At 69.4% G+C, this 12237-nt stretch carries 11 protein-coding genes; 8 read left to right on the plus strand and 3 right to left on the minus strand.

Annotated elements, in window-relative coordinates:
* The first annotated feature begins 39 nt into the window (after positions 1 to 39).
* The gene (locus H2Q94_RS00595) at positions 40 to 777 is read left to right on the plus strand and encodes a hypothetical protein (RefSeq protein WP_243790858.1); all 738 of its coding nucleotides are present in this window, start codon (positions 40 to 42) and stop codon (positions 775 to 777) included.
* Positions 778 to 906: 129 nt separating this feature from the next.
* A complete protein-coding gene (gene serS / locus H2Q94_RS00600; RefSeq protein ID WP_243790860.1) occupies positions 907 to 2172 on the plus strand; it encodes a serine--tRNA ligase in 1266 nt (421 codons plus the stop codon).
* A gap of 154 nt (positions 2173 to 2326) precedes the next feature.
* Here serS and H2Q94_RS00605 read toward each other — a convergent pair whose 3' ends face one another.
* The gene (locus H2Q94_RS00605; protein ID WP_243790862.1) at positions 2327 to 2962 is read right to left on the minus strand and encodes an endonuclease; all 636 of its coding nucleotides are present in this window, start codon (positions 2960 to 2962) and stop codon (positions 2327 to 2329) included.
* Between the two features lie 109 nt (positions 2963 to 3071).
* Here H2Q94_RS00605 and H2Q94_RS00610 point away from each other — a divergent pair, with 109 nt between their 5' ends.
* Positions 3072 to 3686, plus strand: coding sequence for a helix-turn-helix domain-containing protein (locus H2Q94_RS00610; protein WP_243790864.1), 615 nt, complete (start codon positions 3072 to 3074; stop codon positions 3684 to 3686).
* Between the two features lie 37 nt (positions 3687 to 3723).
* Here H2Q94_RS00610 and H2Q94_RS00615 read toward each other — a convergent pair whose 3' ends face one another.
* The gene (locus tag H2Q94_RS00615) at positions 3724 to 4602 is read right to left on the minus strand and encodes an LLM class flavin-dependent oxidoreductase (RefSeq protein ID WP_243790867.1); all 879 of its coding nucleotides are present in this window, start codon (positions 4600 to 4602) and stop codon (positions 3724 to 3726) included.
* Positions 4603 to 4773: 171 nt separating this feature from the next.
* Here H2Q94_RS00615 and H2Q94_RS00620 point away from each other — a divergent pair, with 171 nt between their 5' ends.
* The gene (locus H2Q94_RS00620) at positions 4774 to 5583 is read left to right on the plus strand and encodes an HAD family hydrolase (RefSeq protein ID WP_243790869.1); all 810 of its coding nucleotides are present in this window, start codon (positions 4774 to 4776) and stop codon (positions 5581 to 5583) included.
* A gap of 139 nt (positions 5584 to 5722) precedes the next feature.
* Here H2Q94_RS00620 and H2Q94_RS00625 read toward each other — a convergent pair whose 3' ends face one another.
* Positions 5723 to 6952, minus strand: coding sequence for a glycosyltransferase 87 family protein (locus H2Q94_RS00625; protein WP_243790872.1), 1230 nt, complete (start codon positions 6950 to 6952; stop codon positions 5723 to 5725).
* 271 nt (positions 6953 to 7223) lie between these two features.
* Here H2Q94_RS00625 and glf point away from each other — a divergent pair, with 271 nt between their 5' ends.
* The 4 genes from glf to H2Q94_RS00645 are packed head-to-tail and all read left to right on the plus strand — an operon-like array spanning position 7224 to position 12189.
* Positions 7224 to 8417, plus strand: coding sequence for a UDP-galactopyranose mutase (gene glf, locus H2Q94_RS00630; RefSeq protein ID WP_243790874.1), 1194 nt, complete (start codon positions 7224 to 7226; stop codon positions 8415 to 8417).
* A 1-nt stretch (position 8418) separates the two neighbouring features.
* Entirely contained in the window at positions 8419 to 10407 is a 1989-nt protein-coding gene (locus H2Q94_RS00635; RefSeq protein ID WP_309501102.1) for a glycosyltransferase, read from the plus strand.
* Positions 10408 to 10445: 38 nt separating this feature from the next.
* Positions 10446 to 11045, plus strand: coding sequence for a phosphatase PAP2 family protein (locus H2Q94_RS00640; protein ID WP_397545402.1), 600 nt, complete (start codon positions 10446 to 10448; stop codon positions 11043 to 11045).
* Positions 11038 to 12189, plus strand: coding sequence for a decaprenyl-phosphate phosphoribosyltransferase (locus tag H2Q94_RS00645; RefSeq protein WP_309501103.1), 1152 nt, complete (start codon positions 11038 to 11040; stop codon positions 12187 to 12189). Before H2Q94_RS00640 ends, H2Q94_RS00645 begins: the two co-directional genes overlap by 8 nt.
* Positions 12190 to 12237: the final 48 nt, after the last annotated feature.

The raw sequence follows: 12237 nt of genomic DNA on the forward strand, positions 1-12237 counted from the left end.
GCCGCGCGGACTCCCGTTTCGAGCGGACGGGGTGGGGACATGCCTTACAGCCGGGCAGCAGAGAACGGCGAGGAGCCGTTCGACGATCAGGAACTACCGGACTCGGCGCTGGAACACTCCCGGACGGCCGAACCCGACGTGTACCTCGACGTGCCGGACCTGAAGGTCGAAGAGATCGGCTTGAAGGCGGAGGACGTCCGGGCGAAGGTGTCGGTGCAGGCCGAGGTCCTCGACATGCTCCGGCTCAACGTGGGCGCGGACGTGTCGATCGGCAAGGCCGAGCTGGACCTCTCCGGAGTGCAGGCGCAGGTGACGTTGAAGGTCCGGCTCGCCGAGATCGCCGCGATCGTCGATCGGGTGCTCACCACGCTCGACCGGAATCCGCGGCTGGCGGAGGAGCTGACGCGCGGCCTGGGGAAGATGCCGCAGGAAGCGGCCGAGGTCGCCGACCGGGCGGTGGACGAGGTCGAACGCCCCGCCGTGGAGGCCGAGCGCGAGGTCCGTTCCGAACTGGACGACGTCGGCGGTACGGCCGACAACCGCGCCACCGAACGCCGGCGGGTGCACCGGGCACCGGAGGAGCGCCCGGCCGATGCCGCCGCGGGAGCGGAGGGCGCCGAAGGTACCGACGAGGAGGCCGCGCCGAAGCAGCCGGTTCGCCCCGTTGAACCGGCGCAAGAGCGCCGCGGCGCAGGCAGGCGCCGGCCTTCCGGTGTGCGTCATGCGGGCGAGGAACCTCGCAGGGGCCGCCCGTACCCGCCTCGCCGCCGGTCGTGAGGCTTCGCGGACGTCCGGTGCCGAGGTGGCCGCCTCCGCCTCGGACGACCGCGTTCCGGAGCGGCGGCGCGTGCCGCTCTCACCCCCAGCAAGGTTCGTGGCCGACCGGGCCAGCTAGGCTCACCAGCTGTGATCGACCTGAAGACGCTTCGCGAAGATCCGGAGGCCGTGCGCGCCTCGCAGCGTGCCCGAGGTGAGGACGCGTCCCTCGTGGACGCGCTGCTCTCCGCTGACGAGCGTCGCAGGTCAGCGGTGTCCCGCGCGGACACGCTGCGCGCCGAGCAGAAGCAGCTCGGCAAGCAGGTCGGCAAGGCCAAGGGCGAGGAGCGCGACGAGCTGCTTGCTCGCGCGAAGGAACTCTCCGCCCAGGTCAAGCAGGCCGAGGTGGAGCAGACCGAGGCCGATGCGGAGCTGCTGAGCACGCAGAAGAAGGTCTCGAACATCATCGAGCCGCAGACCCCGCCCGGCGGCGAAGACGACTACGTCGTGCTCAAGCACGTCGGCACGCCGCGCGAGTTCGACTTCGAGGTGCGCGACCACCTGGACCTGGGCGTGGGCCTGCGCGCGATCGACATGGAGCGCGGCGCGAAGGTCGCGGGCGCCCGGTTCTACTTCCTCACCGGCATCGGGGCACAGCTGGAGCTGGCGCTGCTGAACATGGCCGCCGCCCAGGCCACCGCGGCCGGGTTCACGCTGGTCGTGCCACCGGTGCTGGTCCGCCCGGAGATCATGGAGGGCACCGGTTTCCTCGGCGCCCACTCCACCGAGGTGTACCGGCTGGAAGAGGACGACGCGTACCTCGTCGGCACCTCGGAGGTGCCGCTGGCCGGCTACCACGCCGGTGAGATCCTCGACCTGGCTTCGGCGCCGCTGCGCTACGCGGGCTGGTCGACCTGCTTCCGGCGCGAGGCGGGCTCCTACGGCAAGGACACCCGCGGCGTGATCCGCGTGCACCAGTTCAACAAGCTGGAGATGTTCGTCTACTGCCGCGAGGAGGACTCGCGCACCGAGCACGAGCGGCTGCTGGCCTGGGAAGAGGAGATGCTCGCGAAGATCGAGGTGCCGTACCGGGTGATCGACACCGCGGCCGGCGACCTCGGGGCGAGCGCGGCGCGGAAGTTCGACTGCGAGGCGTGGGTGCCGTCGCAGCAGGCCTACCGCGAGCTGACCTCCACCTCGAACTGCACGACGTTCCAGGCCCGCCGCCTCAACACCCGCTACCGCGAGGCCGGTGGTCCCAACGCCATCGCGTCCACGCTGAACGGGACGCTTGCCACCACCCGGTGGATCGTGGCGATCTTGGAGAACCACCAGCAGCCGGACGGTTCGGTGCGGGTTCCGGAGGCACTGCGCCCGTTCCTCGGCGGCAAGGTTGTCCTCGAACCCGTCGCCTGAGGCGCCCTCGCGTCGCGGAACCCCAGCGTTGCTCCGGTGTGACGGCGATTTCGCCAGTGGCTCCGCCACGAGCGAGATCGCCGTCCGCGCGAGCAGCGTGCCGAGAACGGCCCGGTGGTGAGGGGCGTCGGCTTCGCCGCCGACGGGCAGCTGCTCAGGCCGTGGCGGTGATGTCGTTCAGCAGCCCCTTCTCCAAAGTGATCTTGACCAGCGCTGCCGAGAAGCGCGCGTAGTCATCCGGATCGACCAGTCCGGCGAGCCGCTTCACGTCGGTCGGCAGGCCCGCCTTCTCCGCTCCGGAGAGCGCCTTCTTGTCGAAGTACGGCCGCAGCTCCGGCCACACGGCCTGCGCCTCCCGGCAGAAGATGTGCACGCCGACCGGCCCCAGGCTCGGCACCTCGCGCAGCAGCCGCTGCATCACGCGCACGTCGCCGTCCGCCTCGGCGCGGAGTCTGCGCAGGTCACCGTGGTACCGGTCGAGCACGAGCTCGGCGCCGCGCCCGAGCGCCGTCGCGGTGCTCTCGTCGTACCGGACGTAGTGCCCGCGCCCCAAGGCGTCGACGCGCTGCTGCCAGGTGGCGTCGCGCATCCGTTCGGCGGTCGGGAACTCGCCCAGTTCGCGGGCCGCCGCCACGGCGATCTCGGCTTTGATCCGGGTCGACAGCAGAACGGAGAGCACCAGCAGGCGGTACAGCGGAGACGGCTTGTCGGTGAGCGGGGCTCCCGCCTGTTCCGCGTAGGTGGTGCCCGCTTCGCGCAGCAGTGCGCGGGCGGTGGCTTGTTCGGACATGTCGCACCTCCTTCGGCTGCGGCCTACCCGCCGAATCCGGCGTCCACACCGGGACCCGCCCGGCCGCGGTGCGGGGCGACGCGGGTTACCTGCGCTTATCGTGGGGGACGTGGTAGATCGATCAGCTGAGGCGCGGACCCCGCGGGGCGACGGCACGGACGGCCGGGTGCTCGCCGGGATCGGCGAGCGGATCGGCCGGTTGCGAACGGATCGGGAATGGTCGCGGCCCGCACTGGCCGAGGCGGCGCGCGTCACCGAACAGCGGCTGGCGGACGTGGAGGACGAACTGGCCACCCCGACGCTGGCGGAGCTGACGGAGCTCGCGAACGTGCTGAACGTGCAGCTCGCGGAGTTGTTCACCGACGCCGTTCCCGGCCCGGCCGCGGTCGTGATGCGCGGCGACGAGGTGCCCACCGTCGAGTCCGGTGACGTCGCGGTGCAGGTCCTGACACCGCGATCGGTGCTGCCGGGCATGTACGCGGCGCGCTACCGGCTGTCGCCGACCGGCGTCGGGGTGCGGCCGGTGCAGCACGAGGGGCACGACTGGTTGTACGTGCTCAGCGGGGAGCTGCGGGTGGACTTCGAGCAGGATTCGGTGACGCTGCGGGCGGGCGACAGCGCCAGCTTCGGCGCGACCGTCTGGCACCGCCTGGTGGTACCGGGCGAGGAGCCCGCCGAGTTCCTGGCGGTCGGCGCGACCCTGTTGACCACGCCCGCCGACTGACCCCCGGCGCACCGGCTCGGGGGTCGGTCCGGGCCGGTCACAGCTCGGGGAGGACCTCCGAGGCGATCTCCTCGACCGTGGACTCGGAGCCCTCGTACGGGGATTCGGTGCGCGGCCAATGCGTGATGACGTCGGTGAAGCCGAGCTCGGCGGCGCGGCCGACCACTTCCTTGAAGTACTCGACGCTGCTCAGCGAGTACTTCGGCGCGGCGTCGGCTTGCAGGTAGCGGGCCACCCGGTGCGGGGCGCGGCCGTCGGCGGCCAGGGCGTCGTCGAACTTCTTGGTCAGCTCGGCCACCCCGCGCCACCAGGCTTCGAGGTCGTCGCCGCCCTCGTTCCGGCCGGTGGTCACCCAGCCCTGCCCGTAGCGGGCGGCCAGCCGCATGGCGCGCGGCCCGTTCGCGGCGATGACGAAAGGTAACCGGGGCAGCTGCACGCAACCGGGCGCGCGACGGGCCTCGACGGCGGTGTAGTGCTCGCCGTACCAGCTGGTGTTGTCCTGGGTGAGGATCTTGTCCAGCAGCTCGACGAACTCCTCGAACCGCTCGGTCCGAGTGCCCGGCGCGGGGGCCTGCCCGCCGAGCACCGTGGTGTCGAAGCCGGGTCCGCCCGCGCCGATTCCCAGCGTGATGCGGCCGTCGGAGACGTCGTCGAGCGCGGTGACCTCGCGCGCGAAGTGCACCGGGTGCCGGAAGTTGGGTGAGGCGACGAGCGTGCCCAGCCGGATCGTGGAGGTCGCGGTGGCCGCCGCGGTGAGCGTGGGCACCGCGTCGAACCACGGTTTGTCGACCAGCGACCTCCAACCGAGGTGATCGTAGGTCCAGGCGTGGGCGAAGCCGTATTCCTCGGCCATCCGCCACAGCGGCTCCGCAGCCCACCACCGGTGTTCGGGCAGTATCACAATCCCAACGCGCACACTGCTGACCGTATCGGTACCACCCGTAAGGGTTCGACCCTGTGCGGGGTGTTCGCGGGTTTCCAGGGCGGAGGACACGTCCGTGTCGACCGTCACCGGGTGATCCACACGCTCAGGTGAAGCGGGAATAATCTGGCCCACCGCTGGTCATGGCCTCGCCAGCATGTCCGCGTGAACAAACCTGCGCTGGTCGCATCCGATGTGGACGGAACGTTGCTGGACCCTTCGGTCCAGGTGAGTGAGAGGACGGCGCGCACCGTGCGCGCCGTCGCGGATGACACCCCGTTCGTGCTGGTCACGGGACGACCACCACGATGGGTGCCGCAGATAGTGGACGGCTTGGGAGTCGCCGGGGTCGCGGTGTGCTCGAACGGCGCCGTGGTCTACGACGCCGCCAGGGACGAGGTGCTGCACAGCGTCGAGATGGAGCCGGTGCGGCTGCGCGACGCGGCCCGGGAACTGCGCGACGCGCTGCCCGGCTGCACGTTCGCCGTCGAGCGCTCCACCAGGCGGGCTCGGGACGACGTGGCCGAGCAGTTCCTGGCGGAGGCCGGTTTCCACCGCGTGTGGCCGAACCGGGACATCCGGGTCGTCGAGGACGGGGAACTGTTCGACCGGCCCGCGGTGAAGCTGATGGTGCTGCACGAGGACCGGACCGGAATCGACCTGGCACCGCTCGTCGAGGAGGTGCTGGGCGCCCGCCTGTGCCTGACGTGCTCGATGAACGGCGGTCCGATCGAGCTGTCCCTGCCCGGAGTGGACAAGGCCAGTGGGCTCGCGTTCGTCGCCGATGAGCTCGGCGTCGGCCGGCGCGAGGTGATCGGGTTCGGCGACATGCCCAACGACATCCCGATGCTGGACTGGGTGGGCCACGGCGTGGCGATGCGCAACGCGCATCCGGGGGTGCTGGAGGTGGCCGACGAGGTCACCACCTGCAACAGCCAGGACGGCGTGGCCCAGGTGCTCGAACGCTGGTGGTGAGCGCCGGGCTCGGCGCGAGCAGGTGAAATCTCGATGAACGTCGAACGGTACGCCGTGTTCGGGCTGGGGAGGCGGACACGGCGTCCGGGGCAGGGATTTCATAGTGGCCTGCGCAGTGCGTCGAGATCCCCGAGAACTGCTACACCCCGGCGGGCACCTGTTCGGTGCTCGGTTCGGCGGAGCGCCGCGGCCGGTGGAGCGCGTAAGCGACGGCGCAGGCGATGAGGAATCCGATCCCGAGCAGCGGGTAGGAGTTGCCCACGACCTGCTGCGAGAAGGACCAGTCCAGCTCCCGGTCGTCGGTGTACGGCAGGTACCAGTGCGGCGCGATGAGCACGGTGAGCGTGCACAGCCCCGCGTACATCAGCACGCCGTACCAGCGGTGCCACCAGGCCATCGCGCACATCAGCGCCAGCGCGGGACCGGCCCACACCCAGTGGTGCGACCAGGAGATCGGCGAGATCACCAGCACCAGCACCGCGTTGATCATCAGCGCCAGCGGCACGTTCCGGGTCCGCAGCGCGTAGCGCATCCCCAGCACCGCCAGCACCAGCAGCAGCACCGAGCCCGCGATCCACAGCGAGTTCAGCGTCGCGCCGGTCAGCTCCTGCTTGGCCAGCAGGCTGCGCAGCGTCTGGTTCCCGGCGTACACCGCGCCGGTGTCCTCGCCGGTGGACCACATCTTGTCCAGCCACCAGTCCGCGGAGTCGTTCGGCGCCGCCAGCAGCCCCAGCAGCACCGTCGCGGCGAACGTGACGGCCGAGATGGACATCGCCCGGAAGTCCTTGCGCAGCAGGAACAGCAGCAGGAACCCGAGCGGGGTGAGCTTGATGGCGGCGGCGATGCCCACCAGCAGCCCGCGCGGCCACCGGGTGCGCGGCAGCAGGCAGTCGGCGGCGACCAGCGCCATCAGCAGCAGGTTGATCTGGCCGTAGTTCAGCGTGTCCCGCATCGGCTCGATGATCGTCATGACCGGCAGCAGGGCCGCGGTGGCCACCGCCACCAGTCCCGCGCGAGGTGCCAGATATGTCGAGGAACGGGCCAGCGAATACGCGGTAACCAGGATCGACAGATGTGAGATCACCGCGACGGCGACCACCGCGCCGTCCTCGGATAACCACCAGAGCGGGACGAACAGGATTGCGGCGAATGGCGGGTAGATGAACGGGAGGGTGCCGCTGTCCGGCGATTCCGGAGTGAGGTCTCCGCCGTAGACCTCGTAACCGTTCAGCCACGCTCGGGCACCGAGCCGGTAAATCTCGGTGTCCATATAGCCACGAGTGTCGATCCAGTGGACGAACCAGATCGCCAGCACTTCCAGGATGATCGCCGTGACCAGCAGGTACCGGCCGTCGCGGACCCGAGTCACGCTTCAGATCACCTTCTCGATCGAGGGACTGCCATGGGGGCCGCGATACTATCCAATCCGACTCGCCGGTCCCGTCGCCGACCAGAGGGACATTGATCGGCCCGGCGACTCCGGAGGGTGCAGGAATGTTACTGTTCGTGGTGCGCAATCCGTCCTGATCGGACTCGCTGCCACCCGGATGTCCAGCGAAAACACGGGTGGTAGTCGCATCGGGACGGTAACCTCAACGCGGTTTCCGGGCGCGGGTGGCTGGCCGCTACCCTCGACGACTGTGAGCTTCGCAGGCTATGACCTGATCGTTGTTGGTTCCGGATTCTTCGGACTGACGATCGCAGAGCGCGCCGCCACCCAGCTGGACAAGCGGGTGCTGGTGCTGGACAAACGTGACCACATCGGCGGCAACGCCTATTCGGAACCGGAACCGGAAACCGGTATCGAGGTGCACCGCTATGGCGCGCACCTGTTCCACACCTCGAACAAACGAGTGTGGGACTACGTGAACCGGTTCACGGATTTCACCGATTACCAGCATCGGGTGTTCACCCGACATGAGGGACAGATTTACTCGTTCCCGATGAACTTGGGCCTGCTCGGCCAGTTCTTCGGTCGCGCGTTCTCCCCGGACGAGGCGAAGGCACTGGTCGCCGAACAGGCCGCGGAGATCAAGACGTCCGACGCGGAGAACCTCGAGGAGAAGGCGATCTCCCTGATCGGCCGCCCGCTGTACGAGGCCTTCGTGCGCGGGTACACGGCCAAGCAGTGGCAGACCGACCCGAAGCAGCTGCCGCCGTCGATCATCACTCGGCTGCCGGTGCGCTACAACTTCAACAACCGCTACTTCAACGACACCTACGAGGGTCTTCCGGTCGACGGCTACACGGCCTGGCTGGAGAAGATGGCGGAGCACCCGAACATCGACGTCCGTCTCAGCACGGACTACTTCGACGTGCGCGGTGAGCTGCCCGCCGACGCGCCCGTGGTGTACACCGGTCCGCTGGACCGCTACTTCGACTACTCGGAGGGCGAGCTGAGCTGGCGCACCCTCGACTTCGAGCCGGAGGTCGTGGCGACTGGTGATTACCAGGGCGCACCGGTGATGAACTACGCGGACGAAGAGGTGCCCTACACCCGGATCCACGAGTTCCGGCACTTCCACCCGGAGCGGGAGCACAAGCACCCGAAGGACAAGACGGTCATCGTGCGGGAGTACTCCCGTGCGGCGGAGAGCGGTGACGAGCCGTACTACCCGATCAACACCGCCGATGACCGGGCGAAGCTCGAGGCGTACCGGGAGCGGGCGAAGGCCGAGGCCAAGGAGCGCAAGGTGCTCTTCGGCGGTCGGCTGGGCACCTACAAGTACCTCGATATGCACATGGCGATCGGCTCGGCGTTGAGCATGTTCGACAACAAGCTCACCCCCTATTTCACCGAGGGCCGCCTCCTGGACGGCTCGCTGGAGGACTGACGTGACCGACCGGACCCCCGATGAGTCTTCGGCCGCCGCGAAGCGCGCCGAGACCGGCCCCGCCGCAGCGGGCGAGAGCAAAGTCAGCGACGTGACCTCGGTCCGCTCCGGCGGCCGCCGCAAGGTCGCGCCCGAGCAGGTCCTGCAACGCGTGGTGTTCCCGCGCAGCGAGGACCCGCTGGACGTGCGCGCGCTCTACATCGACGAGCCGCAGACCGGCGCGACCAGCGTCGTGAGCCGGCGTTCGATCAAGGTGCCCGCGCACTCCAAGATCTCGCTGGCGTCCTACTTCAACGCCTTCCCCGCCAGCTACTGGAAGCGGTGGACGAAGGTCGACGAGGTGGTGCTGCGGCTGAAGGTCAAGGGGGCCGGTCGGCTCGACGTCTACCGCTCGAAGGCCAACGGCGACAGCGTGCACCTGGAAGGTGCGCCGGTCGCCAGCCCGAAGGCCTGGACGTGGCTGGAGTTCCGGGTCTCGCTGAAGCCGTTCGAGGACGGCGGCTGGATCTGGTTCGACCTGTTCACCAACGACGGCGCGCTGGAAATCGACGAGGCGGCCTGGACCACCGACGTCGAGCTGCCGCGCCAGCGGGTCGTGGTGGGCACCACCACGATCCGGCCTGCCGACTGCATCACCGCGCTGCAGACGCTGGGGGAGGACCCCCAGGTGCTGGAAGTGGTGGAGAAGGTCGTCGTGGCCGACCAGGGCGGCCAGAAGATCCGCGACACCGAGGGCTTCGAACTGGCCGCCGAGCGGCTCGGCGACAAGCTCCAGGTGATCGAGCAGGCCAACATCGGCGGCTCCGGCGGGTTCACCCGCGTCATGTACGAGGGCGTGTACAACTCGGACGCCGAGCAGGTCCTGCTCATGGACGACGACATCGCCCTGGAACCGGACGGGGTGCTGCGCGCGAACGCGTTCGCCCGCGCCGCCTCGCACCCGGTGATCGTGGGCGGCCACATGCTGAACCTGCAGGCCCGCTCGCGGCTGCACAGCATGGGCGAGGTCGTCGACGTCGGTGTGGGCATCTGGCGCCCGGCGCCGGGCGCGGTCACCGACTACGACTTCGCGAAGACTCCGCTGCGCAAGAGCAAGAAGCTGCACAAGCGGATCGACGCGAACTACAACGGCTGGTGGATGTGCCTGATCCCGCGTGAGGTCATCGAGCGCACCGGGCTGCCGCTGCCGTTGTTCATCAAGCACGACGACTCCGAATACTCGTTGCGCGCCGGTGGCCACGGCTTCCCGACGGTGACGTTGCCCGGCGCGGCGATCTGGCACATGCCGTGGACCGACAAGGACGACGCCACGGACTGGACCGCCTACTTCCACACCCGCAACCGGCTGATCCTGGCCGCGCTGCACAGCCCGGAAGAGGTGCGGCAGGTCCTGGTCAAGCAGGGCCTGAAGCTGACGCTGCGGCACCTGCTGTCGATGGAGTACTCCACGGTGGCGGTGCAGCAGAAGGCCATCGAGGACTTCATGGCCGGGCCGGGCGACCTGTTCGACTCGCTGCACACGGCGCGTCCGGACGTGCTGGAGCTGCGCAAGCACTACGACGACGCGAAGACGCTGTCCTCGGCTCGCGAGTTCCCGCCGCCGTCGGCGGACCCGATCATGGCGGAGGGCCTGCTGAAGCCGCCGGTGAACCCGGCGGTCATCGCGGCGCGGGCGTCGAAGGCGCTGCTGCACAACCTCAAGGAGCCGGACCAGACGGCGGGTGAGCGGCCGCAGCTGAACATCCCGGCCGACAGCGCCCGCTGGTTCCTGCTCGGCGCGCTGGACAGCGCGACGGTGTCCAACGCCGACGGCAGTGGCGTGTCGTTCCGCCGCCGCGACCCCGAGGAGTTCCGCAGGCTCGGGCTCCGCGCGCTGGCGAACTACCGCAAGCTGGCCCGCGAATGGCCGCGGCTGCGCGAGGTCTACCGTGCGGCGCTGCCGGAGCTGACCAGCCCGGAGTCCTGGAAACAGGCCTTCGACAAGAAGTGAGAACCCCCTGATCTGTGTGCCCCGACCCCGGAGACGAAGTGGCTGCTGAACCGACTACGACGACTCCCGGCGCTGCGAGCGCCGAGGAGCGGGAGTTCATCCCCGGCACCTGGGAACCGGTGCCGGAAGTCACCACCGAGACGCTCGCCCTGCGCAAGGTGCAGGGCGCGCTGGCGAAGCCGCCGGTGGTCAAGGCGGCCCGCGCGATGTCGCTGTTCGGCGAGCACGCGGCCGGGTGGCTGGCGATCGGCGCCGTGGGCGCGCTGGTGGACCGCAAGCGGCGCGGCGAGTGGGTCGCGGCGACGGCGGGCGTAGCCTTCGCGCACGGGGCGTCGATCGGCGTGAAGCGGGTCGTGCGGCGTAGCCGCCCTGGTGACCCGCAGGTCCAGGTGCTGGTCGGGACGCCGAGCAAGCTCAGCTTCCCGTCCTCGCACGCGACGTCGACGACGACGGCGGCGGTCCTCTACGGCGGACTGCTGGGCAAGCGGCTGACTCCGGCGCTGGTGCCGCCGATGATGGTCAGCCGGATGGTTCTGGGGGTGCATTACCCGAGCGACGTTCTCGCCGGTTCAGCGCTCGGCGGTGCCGTGGCGCTGGGCGTCCGGCGGTTCATGAGACGGCGGAGGAACCGTGGCTGACAAGAACGAGACGGGCGCGACCGTCAGCGATCCCGAAAACGGGATCGACGCGGCCGCGACCAACGGCGCGTCCGGCAACGGCAAAGCCGTGACCGAGACCGACGCGGAACAGGTGCGCAGCGAAGTCGAATCCGACGCCGAGGGGTCGATCGGCTCCGAAGGCGGCGGCAGCGCGGGCGCGCTGGAGGAATCCGAGGAGACGGCGGGCGCCGGGGACGAGAAGGACAAGTCCTCCGACGCCTACCACGCGAAGGTGACCGCGAAGGCGGGAACGCCCGCGGGCCTGGTCAGCGGACTGATCAAGGAACTTCGCCCGAAGCAGTGGGTGAAGAACGTCCTGGTGCTGGCCGCACCGTTCACTGCGGGCGCGCTGCTGCAGCCGTCCGTGGTGCTGGATGCGGCACTGGCGTTCGTGGTGTTCTCGATGGCCGCTTCGGGCATCTACTTCATCAACGACGCCATCGACGTCGAGTCGGACCGCCAGCACCCGACGAAGCGGAACCGGCCGATCGCGGCGGGACTCATCCCGCTGCCGATCGCCTGGGTCGTGTCGGTGCTGCTGCTCGGCGGTTCACTGGCGATCTCGGCCGGGGTGAGCTTCGGCCTGCTGACGGTGATGGCCGTGTACATCGCGGTGCAGCTGGGCTACTGCTTCGGCCTGAAGCACCAGCCGGTGATCGACCTGTGCATCGTGGCCTCCGGGTTCCTGCTGCGCGCGGTCGCCGGTGGTGCCGCGGCCGGGCTGGAGATCACCCAGTGGTTCTACATCGTGGTGGCGTTCGGTTCGCTGTTCATGGTGGCGGGCAAGCGCTACGCCGAGGTGAAGCTGGCGGCCGAGACCGGCGCGAAGATCCGCAAGTCGCTGAAGGCGTACTCGCCGTCGTACCTGCGGTTCGTGTGGGCCATCGCGGCCGCGATCACGATCATGACGTACTGCCTGTGGGCCTACGACATCCGTGAGATCGAGCAGTCCCGCTGGGGCATCATCTCGATCATCCCGATGGTGATCGCGATCCTGCGGTACGCGGTGGACGTGGACAAGGGCGTCGCCGGCGAGCCCGAGGAGGTGGCGCTGAAGGACAAGGTGCTGCTGGTACTCGGCGCGATCCTGGCAGGGTGCTTGTTCCTGGCGTACTACCTGTAATACCTCGTTCCACCAGAACGCCCCTGGCCCTTCGGTCAGGGGCGTTCT

The sequence above is a fragment of the Saccharopolyspora gloriosae genome, assembly GCF_022828475.1.
GTDB lineage: Bacteria > Actinomycetota > Actinomycetes > Mycobacteriales > Pseudonocardiaceae > Saccharopolyspora_C > Saccharopolyspora_C gloriosae_A.